Genomic DNA, 17153 nt, shown 5'->3' with positions numbered 1-17153 from the left:
TGCGAAGGCATGACTTACTTGCGGTCCACGTGCGCCGAGCAGGTGTGGAACGGTGCCTGATCTGCTGGGAGACACCCTGGTGAACACCCGGCGCGCGACGCCCTCGTCGGCCGAGAACGGCCTCGCGGAGTGGCGTCGCGACCCCATTGTTCACCCCGACGGGCGACAGCACCCAGCATTCGTCGTTCCTCGCGGCACCGGCCGGGAGCGGGAGACAGGCCGCGCGCGCGTCCGGCGTGGCCCGGTTCGTCAGGCCGGGCGGGTGGCGCGGTGCAGCGCGACGACGCCGCCGGTCAGGTTGCGGTAGGCGACCTGGCTCCAGCCCGTGCCCTTGATGAGCTGGCCGAGGGCCGCCTGGTCGGGCCACTCGCGGATCGACTCGGCGAGGTAGACGTAGGCGTCGGGCTCCTTGGAGACGGCCCGCGCGACGGGCGGCAGCGCCCGCATGAGGTAGTTGGTGTAGATCGTGCGGAACGGCGCGAACGTGGGCCGTGAGAACTCGCAGACCACGAGCCGGCCGCCGGGCTTGGTCACGCGGTACAGCTCGTCCAGGGCGCTCTCGACGTCGTTCACGTTCCGCAGCCCGAACGACATGGTGACCGCGTCGAAGGACTCGTCGGCGAAGGGCAGGTGCAGCGCGTCCCCGGCCACGAACGCGAGGTCGGGCCGGCGGCGCTTGCCCACCTCGAGCATGCCGACCGACAGGTCGCACGCGACCACGCGCACCCCGGCGTCCGCCATGGGTTCCGACGAGGTCCCCGTGCCCGCCGCCAGGTCGAGCACCGTCTGGCCGGGCTGGGCGTCGACGGCCTTGATCGTGGCGCGCCGCCAGGCCCGGTCCTGCCCGAGCGACAGCACGTCGTTGGTGCGGTCGTAGCGGGCGGCCACGGCGTCGAACATCTCGGCGACGTCGTGCGGGTCCTTCTCGAGGCTGGCGCGCGGCATGCTCCTATCGTCGCAGGTCGGCTGCGCAGGGAACGAACCGACCGCAGACGGCGGACGGATCGAGGGCGTTCTGAGGAGGGCCTGAGGGCTTGACGGGCGCCACCCGCCCCGAGGCTTACGCTGGAGCCGATGAGCCAGCTGCCCACCGCCCCTGCGCCGACGGGGAGCCCGGTCCCCCACCCGCTCGTGGTGCGCTCCGTCGCTCTCGAGAACCTCGCCGACCGGCACTCCGCGCGCGACCTCCTGGACCTGCTCCCCTCGACCGGCGCACCCCTGGCCTGGGTCCGTCGCGGGGACGGCCTGGTCGCGTGGGGCGAGACGCTGCGGGTCGAGGTGGGCGGAGCGTCCCGGTTCGCCGACGCCGAGCGCGCCTGGCAGGAGCTGCTGACGCACGCGATCGTGCGCGACGAGGTGCAGGTGCCCGGCTCCGGCCCGGTCGCGTTCGGCTCGTTCGCCTTCGACGACGACTCACCGGCGGGCGGTGTCGTCGTCGTGCCGAGCGTCGTCGTCGGCCGACGCGGCGGGACGACGTGGTTGACCACGATCACCTCGGGCGCTCGCCTCGGGCGGGTACCCAGGCTCAGCGACGTCATGGGGGCGCGCGTCCCGCCGACCGACCCCGGCACGGTGACCTACGCGGAGGACGAGGCGGGCGCCTGGCGTGACGTGGTCGCGCGCGGCATCGCCGCCATCCGCGCGGGCGAGGTGGAGAAGGTCGTGCTCGCCCGCGACGTCCACGCCCAGGCCGAGCACCCCGTCGACGTGCGGTGGGCGCTCGACAGGCTCGCCGACGAGTACGAGTCGTGCTGGACGTTCAGCGTCGACGGGCTGGTCGGGGCGACGCCCGAGCTGCTGGTCCGCTCCGAGAAGGGCCTCGTCACGTCGCGCGTGCTCGCGGGCACCATCCGGCGCACCGGCGACGACGACGCCGACGTGGCCCGCGCCGCGATCCTCGCGCACTCGTCGAAGGACCTCGAGGAGCACGAGTACGCGGTGCAGTCGGTCGCGGACGCGCTCGGGCCGTTCTGCTCGTCGACCAACGTGCCCGACGTGCCCTTCGTGCTGCACCTGCCCAACGTCCTGCACCTGGCCTCCGACGTCACCGGCGTGCTCGCGCCCACCGAGGGCGCACACCCGTCGTCGCTCGCCCTCGCCGCGGCACTGCACCCGACGGCCGCCGTCTGCGGGACGCCGACCGTCGCTGCACGCGAGCTGATCCGCAGCATCGAGGGGATGGACCGCGCACGCTACGCCGGCCCCGTCGGCTGGTTCGGTGCCGACGGCGACGGCGAGTGGGGCATCGCGCTGCGCTCGGCGCACGTCGACGCCGACGACCCCCGACGCGTCCGGCTGTTCGCGGGGTGCGGGATCGTCGCGGCGTCCGACCCGGCGGCCGAGCTGGCCGAGTCCGAGGCCAAGCTCGAGCCGATGCGCCACGCGCTGGGCCGGGACGCACTGCCCGCCTGACCTCTCGTCGGCAAGAGCCCGGCGCGACGCCCCAGCAGGAATGCCGAAGTCCCGAACCGCGGGTGCGCGGTCCGGGACTGGCTGCGGTCCGGGGACGGACCACGGGGGCGCGGCTCAAGGGGTGTGAGCCGCAGCCGTCCGGGCAGGACGATGACCTGCCCAGAGCCGGCGGCCGGATCCTCGATGGGGGGTACGAGGACCGGCGGCCGCCGGCCGTCAGGAAGACTGCCGGGCAGTGCGGTCGGTCAGCCTGCGCCGTCCTGCTGGCTCTGGAACCACTTCCACAGGTCCTCGGGGCTCATGCCGTTCGGGAGGCTGTTGGCGCCGCCCTGGTCGCTGCCGTCGCCCTGCTGGCCCTGGTCGGGCGCCTGCTGGTCGGGAGCCTGCTCGTCAGGAGCCTGCTCGTCGGGCGCCTGCTGGCTGCCGTTGTCGTTCGAGGCAGCGGCCTCGGGACGGACCGCGAGCGTCACGTCGATCTCCGACGTCTTGCCGTCACGGACGACCGTCAGGGTGACCTTCGTGTCGGCCGGGAGCGCCCGGACGGCTGCGGTGAGCGACTCGGAGCCGGCCACGGCCTTGCCGTCGATCGCGACGATCGTGTCCTGCTCCTTGATGCTCGCCTTGGCGGCCGGCGAGCCGTCGCTGACCGACTGGACGAGCGCGCCACGGCGGGTCACGCCGTCGGCGGTGGCGGTGCCGTCCGAGAGGGAGACGCCCAGGAAGGCGTGCTCGGCGGTGCCGTCGTCGATGAGCTGGGCTGCGATGTTCTTGACCAGGTCGACCGGGATGGCGAAGCCGAGGCCGATCGAGCCGGACTCCTGCGACAGCGTCGCGATCGAGGAGTTGATGCCGATCACGCGGCCGGACGCGTCGAACAGCGGCCCGCCCGAGTTCCCGGGGTTCACCGCGGCGTCGATCTGGATGGCGCTCGTGACGGCGGCCTCGCTGCTGTTCTCGCCCGAGGTCGAGACCGGGCGGTCGACGGCCGAGACGATGCCGGTGGTCACGGTGCTGGCCAGGCCGAGCGGGTTGCCCACGGCCATGACCGGCTGCCCGACGACGACCTTCGAGGAGTCGCCCAGGGCCGCGGCCTTGAGGTCCTTCGGCGGGTCGGTGAGCTTGATGACCGCGAGGTCCGTGGTCGCGTCCGTACCGACGACGGTGGCCTTGAAGATGCGACCGTCGTTGAGCGAGACCTCGATGCTGTCCGCGTCGGCGTCCGCCACGACGTGGTTGTTCGTCACGATGTGCCCGGCGTCGTCGATGATCACGCCGGACCCCTCGGCGCCGCTGCTGCCGCCGCCGATGGTCACCTGGATGGCGACGACCGAGGCCTGCACGGCCTTGGAGACGGCCTGCCAGTCGGGGTTCTCCGACGAGGAGCCCGAGACCGGGACGGTGTCGTTGCTGTCCTGGCCGACCGTGGCGAGCGACGCGGGGCGACCGCTCCCGCTCGCGTCGTCGGAGGAGAGCGTGTGCGAGACGCCCGCGGTGGCGATCGCGGCGATGATCGCGGCGGCTGCGGCGGCGGACGTCACCGGGATCCACGTGCGGCGCTTGCGCTGCGTCGGGACCTGCGGGGACTGCGTCGGGATCTGACCCTGAGGCGCGTACGGCTGCTGCGCGTACTGCCCCGGTGCAGCCTGCGGCGCGACCTGGTACGGCGCCGACTGGTGCACGACCGGCTGCTGCTGCATGAGTGCCGGGTCCTGCACCGCGGCACGCTGGGCGGCGTCCCACTGGGCACGGCGGACGGCCTCGGCCTGCGCGGCGGCGGCTGCTGCTGCCTGGGCCGCCTCGTACGCAGCGCGCTGGTCGGCGGGCGCCGCGGGGTGCGGCGGCGTGAAGGGGTTCGTCGGGTGGGCCGCGGGAGCGACCGGCAGCGGCTGCGTCGCCTGGACAGGCGGAAGCGGCTGGGTCGGCGCGACCGGAGCGATCGGCTCGGTCTGCTGGTCCTGCGGGTGCTGGTCGCCTGCGTTGGCGCCCTGGTCCGGGGTGCTGGTCATGTCTGTGGCCTCCTTGGTCGAGTACCACTACACCGGGCCGCGCTGAAGGCTCCCTTCGCAGAACCTGGGAATTGCCTGCGAGTTTCGCATGCATCTAGGACCTCGGTCCTAGAGGGCTCCGTCCACGGCGCTCGCCACCTCGGCGGCGAGCCGCTCGCCGAGCGCCCGGCGGCCGGTCCGGTCCACCCGGACCTCCACGACGCTGAGCCCCGGTCCCGGCGCGGCGAGCGCCGGCAGCAGCCCGTCGACGTCCCCGACGCGCGTGTGCCGGACGCCGTAGCCGGCGCACAGGGCGGCGATGTCGGCGCCGTGCGGCGTGGCGAAGACGCGCTCGAACACGTCCGCACGCTCGGGCGCGCCCGGTTCGAGCGTCGCGAAGATCGAGCCGCCGTCGTCGTTCGCGACGATCAGCTGCAGGTGCGGCGTCTGCTCGAGCGGCCCGCGCAACAGCCCGCCGACGTCGTGCAAGAACGTCAGGTCGCCCAGCAGTGCTCGGACGCGGCGGTCCGGCAGGCCGAGCGCGACGCCGACAGCGGTCGACACCGTGCCGTCGATCCCGGCGAGCCCGCGGTTGGCCACGACGAGCGGCGGCGCCGACCAGCGGGCCACGAGGTCGAGGTCCCGCACCGGGTTCGACGACCCGAGCACGAGCACGTCGTCAGGCGCGCTGACCTGGGCGACGGCACGCGCCAGGGCGGGACCCGTGACCCGCGTCCCGCTGCGCGAGCGGCGCCCCACGTCGTCCCCCTCGAGGACCGTGTCCACAGCCGCCTCGGCGGCCTTGTCCGCGGCCAGCCAGGCCTGGAGCCACCCCTCCGGCGCGCGCATCCGGCCGTTGCGCATGCGCGCAGGGGCGTCCTGCAGCACCTCGCTCGCGGTGCGCGGCGCGTCGGGCCAGTCGACACCGCGAGGCGAGATGACCAGCACCTCGACGTCCGAGCGCCCGAGCAGCGCCTGCACGGGACGGGCCAGCGTCGGCCGGCCCAGCAGGACGACCCGGCGCACGGAGCCGCCGAGCATCGGGTGTGCGAGCAGGTGCACGTACGCGGCCACCGCGTTCGAGCCGCCACGGGCACCCGACGACGGCTCCGCGAGGAGCGGCCAGCCGTTGGCCTCGGCGAGGCGTCGTGCGAGCGGTCCCGCGCCGTCGCCGGCCACCACGACGGTCGGCGCACCGCCGCGCCGCGCACCGGCCGACTGCTCGGCTGCAGGTGGGAGCGCCGGGACCGGTCGCGACTGGACGTGGGCCAGGCCCTCGGTCGACCGCGCGGGCCAGCCTGCAGCTCCCGGAACGAGCGGCTCGCGGAACGCCAGGTTGAGATGCACCGGGCCGGGGTCGCCCGTGCGCGCACCCGTCGCGGCCGCGATCGCGCGAGCGACGGTCCTGCGCACGTCGCGCGCCTCAGATGCGAGCCCGACGGGGGCCGGGACGTCCAGGCCGAGCCGGACGGCCGAGCCGAACAGGCCGACCTGCTCGGTCGTCTGGTTGGCGCCCGTCCCGCGCAGCTCGTGCGGGCGGTCGGCCGTGATCAGCAGGAGCGGCAGACCGCTGTGGTGCGCCTCGAGGACGGCGGGGTGCAGGTTCGCGACGGCGGTGCCCGACGTGGTGACGACCGCGACCGGCCGCGGCGGCACCGGCGCTCCGTCCGGCCCGAACCCCGAGGCCCGCGCCAGACCGAGGGCCACGAACGCCGCCGAGCGCTCGTCGACGCGGACGTGCAGGCGCAGGGCGGGGGCGCCGTCGGGTCGGTCGGGGCGGGCCGCGTCCGCCAGCGCGTAGGCCAGCGGCGCGCTCCGGGAGCCCGGGGCGAGCACGACGTCCTCGACCCCGAGGGCGGCGAGCGCCTGGACCAGGACCCGGGCGGACTCGGTGGCCGGGTACGTCGTCGTCACGTCCGCCATCATGCCTGAGCCTGGACGGCGGCGATCCGACGGTGCCACCTGTCGACAAGGTCCGGGGGCGCGGCGGCGGCCTCGAGCAGCGCGGCGTCGGGCACGGGTCGACGGACGGCGATGGCGCCGCCGACGGGCAGGAGCGGCTCGGCGACCAGGTCGGCTGTGAACAGCTGGGCCGTGGCGAGCCCGCACGCGTATGGGAGCTCCGGCAGGGCGGCGGCTAGCGCGATCCCCGCCGCGAGCCCGACCGACGACTCCAGGGCGCTCGACACGACGACCGGCAGCCCGATCGCCTCGGCGAGGTCGAGGCAGGCGCGCACCCCACCCAGCGGCTGGACCTTCAGCACGACGACGTCCGCGGCACCGGCCCGCGCCACCGCGAGCGGGTCCTGCGCCCGACGGATCGACTCGTCGGCCGCGATCGGCACGTGCGTGCGCCGGCGCAGCACCGCGAGGTCGTCGACCGACGGCACCGGCTGCTCCGCGTACTCCAGGCCGCCCGCCGCGCGATCGAGCACGAACAGGCGCGCCACGGCTGTGTCGACGTCCCAGGCGGCGTTGGCGTCGACACGGATCGCTCCGCTCGGTCCGAGCGCGTCGCGCACGGCCTCGAGCCGCGCCATCTCGTCGGACAACGACTGCCCGGGCTCGGCGACCTTGACCTTCGCCGTCCTGCACCCGCCGGACGCGAGCACGAGTCGGTGAGCCGTCTCGGCGTCCACGGCCGGGATGGTGACGTTGACGGGGACCTGGTCCCGCACGGGCTCCGGCCAGCCCTGGTCGGCGGCCTCGCGGGCCGCCCGCCACCAGGCGAGCGACTCCTGCTCGTCGTAGTCCCAGAACGGGCTGAACTCACCCCAGCCCGCGTCTCCGCGCACCAGCACGCCGTCGCGCACCGTCAGCCCGCGGAACCTGGTCCGCAGCGGGACGGCCCAGACGTGCAGGTCAGCGGGCATGCCTCAACCCTAGGGCCGGCGCCAGGCCGCCACGAGCACGGCGTAGGCCGTGCGGCGCACCGACCGACGCTCGGTCAGCGCGCTGACGACGGCACCGTCGACGAGCGCGACGGTCAGGGCGGCGCTCGTCGGGGCACCCACGAGCTGCACGAGCTGCTCCACCGCCGCGTCGACCTCCGCCCGCCCTGCCGCGAACGCCTCGGCGAGAGCCGCTTGCCGGCCCGCGGCGAGCAGGTGCTCGTAGTGGCTCCGGATCTCGGCGTCCTCACCCGGCGGCAGGATCGCGTCGGCGACGAGGACCGCTGCGGCACGCGGGTCGTCGGCGACGCGTTGACCGTCGTGCACGGCCGCACGGGCGTGCGCGGCCCATGCCTGCACCATGGCTCCGCCCGCAGCGACCGCGAGGTCCTCGAGCGTCCCGAAGTAGTACGTCGTGGCGGAGACCGACGCCCCCGCCTCGAGCGCGACGCGTCGGTGGGTCAGCGCGCCCGGCCCCTCGCGCAGCAGGAGCGCCGCAGCGGCGCGGGCCAGCTCTGCGCGACGGCGTGCCCCCTTGCCCGTCGCGCCCGGCATCAGTGCCCGCCGCCGGACAGGTTGAGCCCGACCACCCCGGCGACGATGAGGACGAGCGAGACGATCTTCAGGACCGAGACCGACTCCCCGAAGAACACGATCGCCAGCACGGCCGTCAGTGCTGCGCCGATCCCGACCCAGACCCCGTACGCAACGCCGACGGGCAAGGTCTTCAAGGCCCAGGCGAGCCCTCCCATGGAGCCGACGAGCAGCAGGACGAACGCGACGCTCGGCCACAGCTTGGTGAAGCCGTCGGAGGCCTTGAGGCTCAGGGCCCAGCCCGCCTCGAGCATGCCGGACACGATGAGAACGATCCACGCCATGGTGATCCACCTTCGTGCCGCCAGGACGGACGAACCGAGCATCCGACGGCGGCTGGAATCGTGCGCGCCGGGTGGCAGTCCCCGCCGTCCCGCGCACGTTCTGGTACGAGTGTACCAAACAGTTAGGGTGGGCGTCGTGACTCTTCCCGCATCCGTCAGCGACACCTTCGACCCCACCCGTTGGCGGACCGTCGACGGGTTCGAGGACCTCACTGACCTCACGTACCACCGCGGCGTCGCCCGGCCCACCCCGGAACAGGCTGCGGACGGCGCGGAGCAGCGCGACCTCCCGGTGGTGCGCGTCGCGTTCCACCGGCCCGAGGTGCGCAACGCGTTCCGACCGCACACCGTCGACGAGCTGTACCGGGTCCTCGACCACGCCCGCACCACGTCGTCCGTGGGAACCGTCCTGCTGACCGGTAACGGCCCCGCGCCCAAGGACGGCGTCTGGTCGTTCTGCTCCGGCGGCGACCAGCGCATCCGTGGCCGCGACGGCTACCGGTACGCCGAGGGCGACACGGCTGCCGAGATCGACCCGGCACGGGCGGGCAGGCTGCACATCCTCGAGGTGCAGCGCCTCATCCGGACCATGCCCAAGGTCGTCGTCGCCCTGGTGAACGGCTGGGCGGCCGGCGGTGGGCACTCGCTGCACGTCGTCGCGGACCTGTCGATCGCGAGCCGGGAGCACGCGCGGTTCATGCAGACCGACGCGAACGTCGGCTCGTTCGACGGTGGGTACGGCTCCGCTCTGCTGGCCCGTCAGGTCGGGCAGAAGCGGGCACGGGAGATCTTCTTCCTGGCGCGGGAGTACTCCGCCGAGCAGGCGCTGGCGTGGGGGGCGGTCAACGACGTCGTCGACCACGCCGACCTGGAGGAGGCGGGGATCGAGTACGCGCGGATCATCGCGACCAAGTCGCCGCAGGCCGTCCGGATGCTGAAGTTCGCCTTCAACCTCGCCGACGACGGGCTGGCAGGTCAGCAGGTGTTCGCGGGCGAGGCGACCAGGCTCGCGTACATGACCGACGAGGCCGTCGAGGGCCGCGACGCCTTCCTGCAGCGCCGCGAGCCGGACTGGTCGGGCTTCCCGTACGCCTACTGAGCGCCGTCTACTGAGCCCCCGCGGCCCAGCCGGCGACGTCGACTAGCGCGCCGATCACGCCGGCCGCGGCCACCAGGAGCGCGACGACGACGACCCCGGAGACGACGACCGCAACGATCGAGCGGGTGTCGTGCTCGCGGGCTTCCGCTTGCTGTTCCGTGAGAGCTGCCATACCTCCACGGTCGTCCACCGCGGCGGCCCGGCGCATCGGCCGAGGGTCGCGCGTGTGCGGCGCGGCGTCATCCCTGAGGCGGAGGTCAGCTGATCGTCAGGGAGCCCGTCCCGGCCGGGACGAGCTCGACCCAGGTGTTCCCCGGTGCGAGGTCCGCTGGTGCGCCGTCCGCCGTGAACAGGCGCAGGGGCTGGTCCTGAGCGTCCTTCTTCCACGTGATCGGCATCGTCTTGCCGCCGGTCGCGATCACGCCCTGACCCGTGCCGACCAGCTCGTACGTCGGCACGGGCGCACCGCCCTGGGCAGAGAACTTGGAGTTGGGGTGCGCCGCGGTGATGGAGACGACGTTGACCGCCGAGAGCTGCGAACCGCTGCGCGCCATCGCGGCGGCCGATCCCTCGAACCTCAGCCAGCGGCCGGTGCTGCCGTCCCAGACCCAGGTGGGGTGGGACGCGCCCGAGAGGTTGAAGCTCAGCTTCGTCGCCGGCGTCCCGGCGACGATCGCAGCAGCACGGTCCGCCGAACGTGCGAAGGTGAACTGCTCACCGGGCGACGCCTGGTGCTGGGCGTCGGCGAGGCTCCAGAACGTGCTCGGTGTGCCGTAGACGTTGTGCGGCGCGGGACGGTCGTTGGACCGGTAGAAGCCCGGCGTGCCGGCGTCGTGGCTGAGCATCTGCAAGCCACTGGCAGCGACGAGGTCGAGGATGCCCCGCTGGCCGCCCGAGAACGCGATGAGGCCGTGCAAGGGCGTGGCGATCAGGGGGTCCATCGGGCGCACCGAGCGGATCGGTCCCACCTCGGCCGGGACCTGCGAGTGGTACACGGCCATGAAGCGCGCCACCTCGAACTCGACGATCGTCTCCCAGACCACGTCGGCCTGCTCGAGCCCCGTCTGCGGGCGGGCTGCTGCGGTGTTCTCGATCTTGACCGCGAGCGCCGGCCGGGTCACCGGCTCCCCGGGCACGCCGGTCAGGGGCCACGTGGCCACGACGACGGGTGCGGGCGCAGCAGCCTTGTCCGCAGTGATCGTCGGCCTGGCCGTCACCGTCGTGGGAGTCGGCTCCGGTTCCGCCGGTGAGCTGCACGCCGCCAGGGCGAGCATCGCCCCTGCCAGCAGCGCGACCGTCCCGCGCATCCGTGTCGTCATCGTCGTCCCCCGCGTGTCCATGCTCCAGACTCGCACGGTTGGCACCGCGAGCCGGGTAGCGCCTGCCGTGTCAGCTGATGGTGACCGAACCGGTCCCGCGCGGGACCAGCTCGATCCAGGTGTTCCCCGGGGCGAGCTTCGCGACCGCGCCGTCCGCCGTCGTGATCGTCAGCACCGCGTCCTTCGCCGTCTTGGTCCACGTCACCGGGACGAACTTGCCACCCGTCGACAGCGTCCCCTCGCCGGCCCCGTCCAGCACGGTCTCGGGGACGGGGTTTCCGGCCGGGTCGATGGTGCCGGAGTCGATGAGCTGCACGCTGAGCGTCACGATGTTCGTCGCAGACAGGCGGGCGCCCGAGCGCACGACCGCGGGCTTGGCGCCCTCGGAGCGCAGGAAGGTCGACGTCGCGGCGTCCCACGTCCAGGTCGGGTGCGAGCCGCCCGAGAGCTTCACCGCGACGGTCGAGGCCGGGGCACCGGAGACGACCGCGGTGGCCGCCGCAGCCGTCCGGGCAGGCACGAACTGGGCCTGCGGTGGGGCGCTGTGGCTCGCGTCGGCCTGGTCCCAGAACGTCTGCGGCGTCCCGTACACGTTGTGCGGCGCGGGTCCGACGCCCTTCTTGCGGTAGAACCCGTCGGCACCGGCGTCCATGCTGATCGTCTGCAGACCGGCGTCCTTCAGGGCCTGCACGAAGGCCGCCTGCCCGCCGGAGAACGCGATGAGACCGTGCAGAGGAGCGGTGATCGCCGGGTCCATCGGGCGGACCGAGCGGATCGGGCCGACCTCGCCGGGCACCTGGGAGTTGTAGACGGCCACGAACCGGGTGATCCCGCCCTCGACCACCTGCTCCCAGACGTTGTCGGCCTGGTCGAGGCCCGTCTGCGGACGCGCGTCGACGGAGTTCTCGATCTTGATCGCGAGAGCGGGGCGCTCGGGTGCGTCGGCGGCGCGGACGGTGCCGAGCAGGGGCCAGCGCGGGGGCACGACGGGCGCCGGCGGGGTGGCCTTGGCGGGCTCGATCACGGCCGGTTGCGTCACGTCCGGCAGAGGGGACGGCGTGTCGGACGAGCCACCGCTGCACGCGGCCAGCAGCGACGCCACGGCTGCGCTGGCGACGAACAGCACCGGCAGACGGCGGACGCGGGTGGTGGCAGTGCGCACGTGAGCTCCTTCGGGTCGGACCGCCGGTCACTCTACGGGCGGATCCTGGGTCGGTCGGGGACCCCGGGGGCGCGGCCTACCCTGGTCCCGTGAGCCGGCCCCTGCGCGACGTCCCCGCGCGCGCCGATGCTCTTCTCCCGGCGTTGACGGCGGCCCTGGACGGCACCGGGCCCGCGGTGGGCGACGGACCCGACACCGTCGCGGACGAGGTCGCCGTCGTCGTCCGCACGTCGGGCTCGACCGGCGACGCCCGCGCCGTGCTCCTGTCCGCGGCCGCGCTGCGCGCCTCGGCCACGGCGACGGCCCACCGGCTCGCCGGTCCAGGGAGGTGGCTCCTCGCTCTGCCCCTGCAGCACGTCGCGGGGCTCCAGGTGCTGATCCGGTCGGTGCTGGCCGGCACGACGCCGGTCGCCGTGCCGGACGGGCCCTTCCGCGCTCCGGCGTTCGTGGAGACGACGAGCCTGCTGGGCACCGGCCCGCGGTACACGTCGCTGGTGCCCACCCAGCTGGTCCGCCTCCTCGACGACCGCGCGGGGACGGAGGCTCTGCGCACGTTCGACGCGGTCCTGGTCGGTGGTGCCGCGACCGGCCCCGACGTCCTGGACCGGGCACGGTCGGCAGGCGTCGCGGTCGTCACCACCTACGGCATGTCCGAGACGTGCGGTGGCTGCGTGTACGACGGCGTCCCGCTGGACGGGGTCGAGGTCCGGATCGACGACGACGGCCGCATCATGCTGGCCGGCCCGGTGCTCGCGCTCGGCTACGCCGACGGGATCGAGGAGCCGTTCGTGCACCTCGACGGCCGCCGCTGGATGCGCACCTCCGACCTCGGTGCCTGGGCCGACGGCCGGCTGACGGTGCTCGGCCGGGCCGACGACGTGCTGGTCACGGGCGGCACCAAGGTCTCCCCGCAGGCGGTCGAGGCTGTGCTGGGAGCGTTCGGCGAGGTCGTCGTCGTCGGGCTTCCCGACGAGGAGTGGGGGCAGGTCGTCGTCGCTCTCCTCGTCCCGCGCCCGGGCGCCGCCCCGACGCTCGCACAGGCCCGAGCCGCGGTGACCGACCGGCTGGGCCCCTCCCACGCGCCCCGCCACCTCGTGGTCACGAGTTCGCTCCCGGTGCGCGGGCCAGGCAAGATCGACCGTCGGGCAGCCACGGAGCTCGCCCGCTCCCTGCTCGAGGGACCCTGACCGAGAGGAACGACACGTGACCACTGCCAGCGACTGGGTGCAGGGCGCTCGACCGCGCACGCTGCCCGCCGCCGCCGCGCCGGTCTTCGTCGGCAGCGGCGCCGCCGCACAGCTCGGTGCGTTCGACCTCGGCCGGGCGGCACTGGCGCTCGGCGTCGCACTGACCCTGCAGGTGGGCGTCAACTACGCCAACGACTACTCCGACGGGATCCGCGGCACGGACGTCGACCGCGTCGGTCCGATGCGCCTGACGGCGTCCGGCACCGCGAGCCCAGGCTCGGTGAAGGCCGCGGCGTTCACCGCGTTCGGCGTCGCGGCCGTCCTCGGCACGTGGCTCGTCTGGCTCACCGGCCAGTGGTGGCTGCTCGCGGTCGGCGCCGCCGCGATCCTTGCAGCCTGGGGCTACACCGGCGGGCGCAAGCCCTACGGGTACCGCGGGCTCGGCGAGGTGGGAGTGTTCACGTTCTTCGGGCTGGTCGCCGTGCTCGGTACCACCTATACGCAGGCGGGCGAGCTGTCGTGGCCGGCCTGGGTCGGTGCGGTCGCGGTCGGGATGCTCGCGTGCGCCCTGCTCATGGCCAACAACCTGCGCGACGTGCCCACCGACGCGCTCGTCGGCAAGCGGACCCTCGCGGTGCGACTGGGCGAGTCCCGGTCCCGCCGCGTCTATGCCGCGCTCGTCGTGCTGCCGATCCTGCTGGGCGGCATCGTGTGCGCGTTCGCCAACCCGTGGACCCTGATCGTCCTGCTCCTGCTGTTCCCGTCCGTCGCGCTGGCCGTGACGGTCCTCCTGGGCGCTCGCGGACGCGCACTGGTCCCCGTGCTCATGTTCACCGGCATGCTCGAGCTGGCCTTCGGCGTGCTGCTCGGGATCGGGCTCGCCCTCTAGGGCTCGCGACGAGCGGCGTCGTCGGCGGCGTCCTCGATCGACGCGTCGTCCTCCGAGCGCCGGGTGCGCTGCGCCCGGTCCGCGAGGTAAGTCGCGGCGGCGTCACGAGGCCCGGACAGCAGCGCGTACGAGATGCCCCAGGCCAGGAAAGCCGCGACCACGGGCGTGAGCCACGACCGCATCCCGACCCACCAGAGCAGGGCGAAGCAGACCGCGAACAGCGCGAGGCGCAGGAGCGAGAAGACGACGACAGGCACGGGTACCAGGGTAGGCCGCTGCGCCGACTGACCAGCCCCCGCGACCGCGCGCCCGGGCGTCTAGGCTGACGGGATGCGCAACCTCGTCGTCCTGGCGATCATCGGCCTGGCGATCTACTGCCTCTTCGACATCCTGCGCAGCACGCGCGACGAGCGGCTCGGCGTGCACCCGCTGCTCTGGATCCTGGTCGTGCTCTTCGTGCCCCTGTTCGGGCCGCTCGCCTGGCTCGCGGTCCGCTGGTCACGCCGGACCACCTACGCCGACCTCTCGGGCACACAGCCGACGAGCCGCCCCGAGCGGCTGCGCTCGTCGGCACCCGACGACGACCCGGAGTTCCTGCGGCGGCTGGACGAGCAGAGGCGCCGCGACAAGAACGGCGGCAGCAGCTCGGGTCAGAGCCCCGAGTAGGAGTGCTTGCCGGTGACCACGAGGTTCACCACGGTGAAGTTCATGAGCACCACGGCGTAGCCGACGAACACGAAGTACGACGCCCGGCGCCCGCTCCAGCCACGCGTCGTGCGCGCGTGCAGGTAGGCCGCGTAGACGACCCAGGCGACGAACGTGCCGACCTCCTTGGGGTCCCAGCCCCAGTACCGGCCCCACGCGTGCTCCGCCCAGACGGCGCCGCCGATGAGCGTGAAGGTCCACAGGATGAACGCGACCGAGTTGAGCCGGAAGGACATCGCCTCGAGGTCGCGCCCGGTGGGGACCTGCTCGAGCCAGGTGAACCGCCGGCCGGTGAGCGCGCGACGCACGGCGTTCGGGTTCTCGACGGCACCCGCGAGAGACCCTTCCTCCCTGAAGCTCTTGAGCACCTGGAGGACCGACGTGCCGAACGCCACCGTGAAAATGCCGGTCGCGGCGATGGCGACGCCGACGTGCAGGACCAGCCAGTAGCTCTGCAGGGCGGGCTGGACCTCGTCGGCCTGGATGTAGAACCAGTTCAGCGCCACGACGAGAGCGACGACGGACAGGCCCATGACGACGACGGACAAGAACGCGATGATCCGGCGGCGTTGGACGACGGCCAGGATCAGCGTCGCCCAGAACACCGCGACGAGCGTGAACTCGTACATGTTCGCGGTCGGCCAGCGTCCCGCCGCGACACCGCGCAGCACGATGCCCGCGAGCAGCAGCGCGATCCCGACGACGTGCGTCGAGCGCGCGATCCCCTCGGCCCGCACCGAGCGGCTGGCGGCGCGCTGGTCGGTCGACCCGGCGGTCGCCGAGACGGGCGCGCCCGCACCGACGAGGGCGGGTTCCTGCTTGACGCGCTGCGAGCGCTCGGCGATGCGCGCGAGGTCCACCGAGTACGCGACGAGCGCGATGGTGAACGCGGTCGCGGCGGCCCATACCAGCAGCGTGCTCAGGTCGCCGGTGTTCATGGTGTGCCCTCCGTATCGGGTGCGTTGCCCGGTGCGTCTGCCAGCGTCGCCGCGAGCACCCTGTCCAGCTCGGGCTGGAGCCCGACGTCGTCGCCGCGCGCCAGTGCCGCGGCGGTCACCACTGTACGGCCGGCGCCAGCGGCGTCGCCCTCCGGCGCGGCAGGCGCGAAGCGCAGCCAGACGCGCCGACGAGGCGCGAACAGCGACGTCGCGAGGCCGGCGAACGCGAGCAGCGCGAACACCAGCACGAACACCAGGGCGGGGTCGTGCCGCAGGTCGAGCGCCACGAACCGCTCGATCCCGTTGAACGTGAGCGTGCCCAGGCCGTCGGGCAGCTCAACCGTCTCGCCGGGCTTGACGACGAGGATCACGGGGTCACCGTCGGCGTCCTTGACCTGGGTCATGCGCGCCTCGTCGAGCTCGTACACGTTCTGCGGGACGCCGGTGTCGAGGCCGAGGTTGCCCTTCCAGACGTTCAGCACGAGGACGGGGTCGTTCGGCTCGGGGAACTGCGACACGTAGGCCGGGCCGTTGGCGGTCTGGATGGTCTGCTTCGTCGGCAGCAGGAAGCCGACCAGCCCGATCTGGTCCTGGTCGCCGGTGACGTCGGGGACCTTGATCACGCCCTTCGACGTGTACACCTGGTCCTGCGGCAGGAACGGCGTCGGACCGTCGCTGACCAGGGCGCCCGACGCGTCGTGGATCGAGATGTCGGGCGCGTAGCCGTTGCCCTGCAGGTAGACCTTCGCGCCGCCCGCGTCGAGCGGGTGGTTCACCTTGATCGTCTCGGCCGCGGGCTCCTCGCCGGGCTCCGTCAGCGTGACGTGCGCCGTGAAGTCGCGCGACGCGAGCGTCTCGGGGTCGAACCGGGACTCGAAGTCGTCGAGCGTGAGCGTGAAGGGGACCAGGCTCGTCGGCGAGTACGCGGTTCCACGCTCGAACGTGTCGTACGCGCCCTGCGAGTTGGCGAACCCGGTGCCCTGCACCACGATCATCTGCCCGCGGTAGTGCAGCACCTGGCCGGTCGCCACCGAGATCAGCAGGCCGACGAGGGCCAGGTGGAACACGAGGTTGCCGGTCTCCCGCAGGTAGCCGCGCTCCCCCGCGACCGACCACGTGCCGTCGCCCTCGTCGCGGGCCTCGACCCGGTAGGTCGGCACGAACGGCAGCAGCCGCCAGCCCCGGCGCAGCACGGTGACGGCCCGCTGGGAGAGGTGCTCGGGCGTCTCGTCGGACGTCCCCTCGCCCTGCGCGGGGAACCGGCCGAACCGGCGTGGCGCGCGCGGCGGCCGTCCGCGCACACCCGCCAGGTGCACCTTGGTGCGCGGCAGGATGCAGCCGACCAGCGAGACGAACAGCAGCAGGTACACCGCGCTGAACCAGACCGACGAGTAGACGTTGAAGGCGCCGATGCGGTCGAGCACCGGTCCGAGCGTCGGGTGGTCCGTGAGATAGGCGACGACCTTCTCGGGGCTCTGCGCCCGCTGCGGCCACACCGTGCCGGGTACCGCGGCGACCGCGAGCAGCATGAGCAGCAGGAGCGCGACCCGCATGCTGGTGAGCTGCCGCCAGGCCCAGCGCAACCAGCCGGTCAGCCCGATGCCCTGGACCACGGGCTTCGGGCTCTCCGGGGCCTCGGTGGGCTCGGTGAACACGTCGGAGATGCCCTCGGGGCGGTACTGGCTCAT

Annotated in this window: 17 protein-coding genes; 5 read left to right on the top strand and 12 right to left on the bottom strand. The window is 73.6% G+C overall.

Annotated elements, in window-relative coordinates; all coding sequences use genetic code 11:
- Nucleotides 1-249: 249 nt before the first annotated feature.
- Nucleotides 250-945 (bottom strand): demethylmenaquinone methyltransferase, encoded by a 696-nt coding sequence (locus AC1DPN_RS02875; protein WP_477083208.1) that lies wholly within the window; start codon nucleotides 943-945, stop codon nucleotides 250-252.
- A gap of 129 nt (nucleotides 946-1074) precedes the next feature.
- On the opposite strand from AC1DPN_RS02875, the gene AC1DPN_RS02870 reads away from it, so the two are divergent.
- Nucleotides 1075-2412 carry an isochorismate synthase gene (locus tag AC1DPN_RS02870; RefSeq protein WP_477083207.1) on the top strand — a complete coding sequence of 446 codons (1338 nt, stop codon included), beginning with the start codon at nucleotides 1075-1077 and terminating at the stop codon, nucleotides 2410-2412.
- Nucleotides 2413-2657: 245 nt separating this feature from the next.
- Here AC1DPN_RS02870 and AC1DPN_RS02865 read toward each other — a convergent pair whose 3' ends face one another.
- The 5 genes from AC1DPN_RS02865 to AC1DPN_RS02845 all read right to left on the bottom strand — a co-directional run bounded on the left by AC1DPN_RS02865 (nucleotide 2658) and on the right by AC1DPN_RS02845 (nucleotide 8166).
- Nucleotides 2658-4418 carry a S1C family serine protease gene (locus AC1DPN_RS02865; protein WP_477083206.1) on the bottom strand — a complete coding sequence of 587 codons (1761 nt, stop codon included), beginning with the start codon at nucleotides 4416-4418 and terminating at the stop codon, nucleotides 2658-2660.
- A 108-nt stretch (nucleotides 4419-4526) separates the two neighbouring features.
- Entirely contained in the window at nucleotides 4527-6320 is a 1794-nt protein-coding gene (menD, locus tag AC1DPN_RS02860) for a 2-succinyl-5-enolpyruvyl-6-hydroxy-3-cyclohexene-1-carboxylic-acid synthase (protein ID WP_477083843.1), read from the bottom strand.
- Nucleotides 6320-7270: an o-succinylbenzoate synthase gene (locus AC1DPN_RS02855; protein WP_477083205.1), complete on the bottom strand. Its 951-nt coding sequence runs from the start codon at nucleotides 7268-7270 to the stop codon at nucleotides 6320-6322. Before AC1DPN_RS02855 ends, menD begins: the two co-directional genes overlap by 1 nt.
- 9 nt (nucleotides 7271-7279) lie before the next feature.
- A complete protein-coding gene (locus AC1DPN_RS02850) occupies nucleotides 7280-7843 on the bottom strand; it encodes a TetR/AcrR family transcriptional regulator (protein ID WP_477083204.1) in 564 nt (187 codons plus the stop codon).
- Nucleotides 7843-8166: a DMT family transporter gene (locus AC1DPN_RS02845; RefSeq protein WP_477083203.1), complete on the bottom strand. Its 324-nt coding sequence runs from the start codon at nucleotides 8164-8166 to the stop codon at nucleotides 7843-7845. The genes AC1DPN_RS02850 and AC1DPN_RS02845 overlap by 1 nt, the downstream gene beginning before the upstream one ends.
- Before the next feature lie 136 nt (nucleotides 8167-8302).
- Between AC1DPN_RS02845 and AC1DPN_RS02840 the strand changes: the two genes are divergently transcribed.
- Complete coding sequence (locus AC1DPN_RS02840) at nucleotides 8303-9265, top strand: 1,4-dihydroxy-2-naphthoyl-CoA synthase (RefSeq protein WP_477083202.1); 963 nt, start codon at nucleotides 8303-8305, stop codon at nucleotides 9263-9265.
- A 7-nt stretch (nucleotides 9266-9272) separates the two neighbouring features.
- On the opposite strand, the gene AC1DPN_RS02835 is transcribed toward AC1DPN_RS02840, so the two are convergent.
- The 3 genes from AC1DPN_RS02835 to AC1DPN_RS02825 all read right to left on the bottom strand — a co-directional run bounded on the left by AC1DPN_RS02835 (nucleotide 9273) and on the right by AC1DPN_RS02825 (nucleotide 11746).
- The gene (locus tag AC1DPN_RS02835) at nucleotides 9273-9437 is read right to left on the bottom strand and encodes a hypothetical protein (RefSeq protein WP_477083201.1); all 165 of its coding nucleotides are present in this window, start codon (nucleotides 9435-9437) and stop codon (nucleotides 9273-9275) included.
- Nucleotides 9438-9522: 85 nt separating this feature from the next.
- Nucleotides 9523-10584 (bottom strand): DUF3048 domain-containing protein, encoded by a 1062-nt coding sequence (locus AC1DPN_RS02830; RefSeq protein WP_477083200.1) that lies wholly within the window; start codon nucleotides 10582-10584, stop codon nucleotides 9523-9525.
- A 70-nt stretch (nucleotides 10585-10654) separates the two neighbouring features.
- On the bottom strand, nucleotides 10655-11746 hold the full coding sequence (locus tag AC1DPN_RS02825) for a DUF3048 domain-containing protein (protein WP_477083199.1): 1092 nt from the start codon (nucleotides 11744-11746) through the stop codon (nucleotides 10655-10657).
- Nucleotides 11747-11835: 89 nt separating this feature from the next.
- Here AC1DPN_RS02825 and menE point away from each other — a divergent pair, with 89 nt between their 5' ends.
- Together menE and AC1DPN_RS02815 are read left to right on the top strand one after the other, a co-directional pair.
- Entirely contained in the window at nucleotides 11836-12933 is a 1098-nt protein-coding gene (gene menE / locus AC1DPN_RS02820) for an o-succinylbenzoate--CoA ligase (RefSeq protein ID WP_477083198.1), read from the top strand.
- 16 nt (nucleotides 12934-12949) lie between these two features.
- Nucleotides 12950-13822, top strand: a complete 873-nt coding sequence (locus tag AC1DPN_RS02815) for a 1,4-dihydroxy-2-naphthoate polyprenyltransferase (protein ID WP_477083197.1) — start codon at nucleotides 12950-12952, stop codon at nucleotides 13820-13822.
- On the opposite strand, the gene AC1DPN_RS02810 is transcribed toward AC1DPN_RS02815, so the two are convergent.
- Nucleotides 13819-14079, bottom strand: coding sequence for a DUF4229 domain-containing protein (locus tag AC1DPN_RS02810; protein ID WP_477083196.1), 261 nt, complete (start codon nucleotides 14077-14079; stop codon nucleotides 13819-13821). The two genes, AC1DPN_RS02815 and AC1DPN_RS02810, sit on opposite strands and share 4 nt — an antisense overlap.
- Before the next feature lie 73 nt (nucleotides 14080-14152).
- Between AC1DPN_RS02810 and AC1DPN_RS02805 the strand changes: the two genes are divergently transcribed.
- On the top strand, nucleotides 14153-14488 hold the full coding sequence (locus AC1DPN_RS02805; RefSeq protein WP_477083195.1) for a PLD nuclease N-terminal domain-containing protein: 336 nt from the start codon (nucleotides 14153-14155) through the stop codon (nucleotides 14486-14488).
- Here AC1DPN_RS02805 and ccsB read toward each other — a convergent pair.
- Both ccsB and resB read right to left on the bottom strand, forming a co-directional pair.
- Complete coding sequence (gene ccsB, locus AC1DPN_RS02800; protein ID WP_477083194.1) at nucleotides 14473-15465, bottom strand: c-type cytochrome biogenesis protein CcsB; 993 nt, start codon at nucleotides 15463-15465, stop codon at nucleotides 14473-14475. The genes AC1DPN_RS02805 and ccsB overlap by 16 nt on opposite strands.
- The gene (gene resB / locus AC1DPN_RS02795) at nucleotides 15462-17153 is read right to left on the bottom strand and encodes a cytochrome c biogenesis protein ResB (RefSeq protein ID WP_477083193.1); all 1692 of its coding nucleotides are present in this window, start codon (nucleotides 17151-17153) and stop codon (nucleotides 15462-15464) included. Before resB ends, ccsB begins: the two co-directional genes overlap by 4 nt.

It is taken from the genome of Cellulomonas sp. P4_H4 (assembly GCF_056400865.1).
The sequence above is the reverse complement of the archived record's forward strand: the minus strand, read 5'-3'. Positions and strand labels throughout refer to the sequence as shown.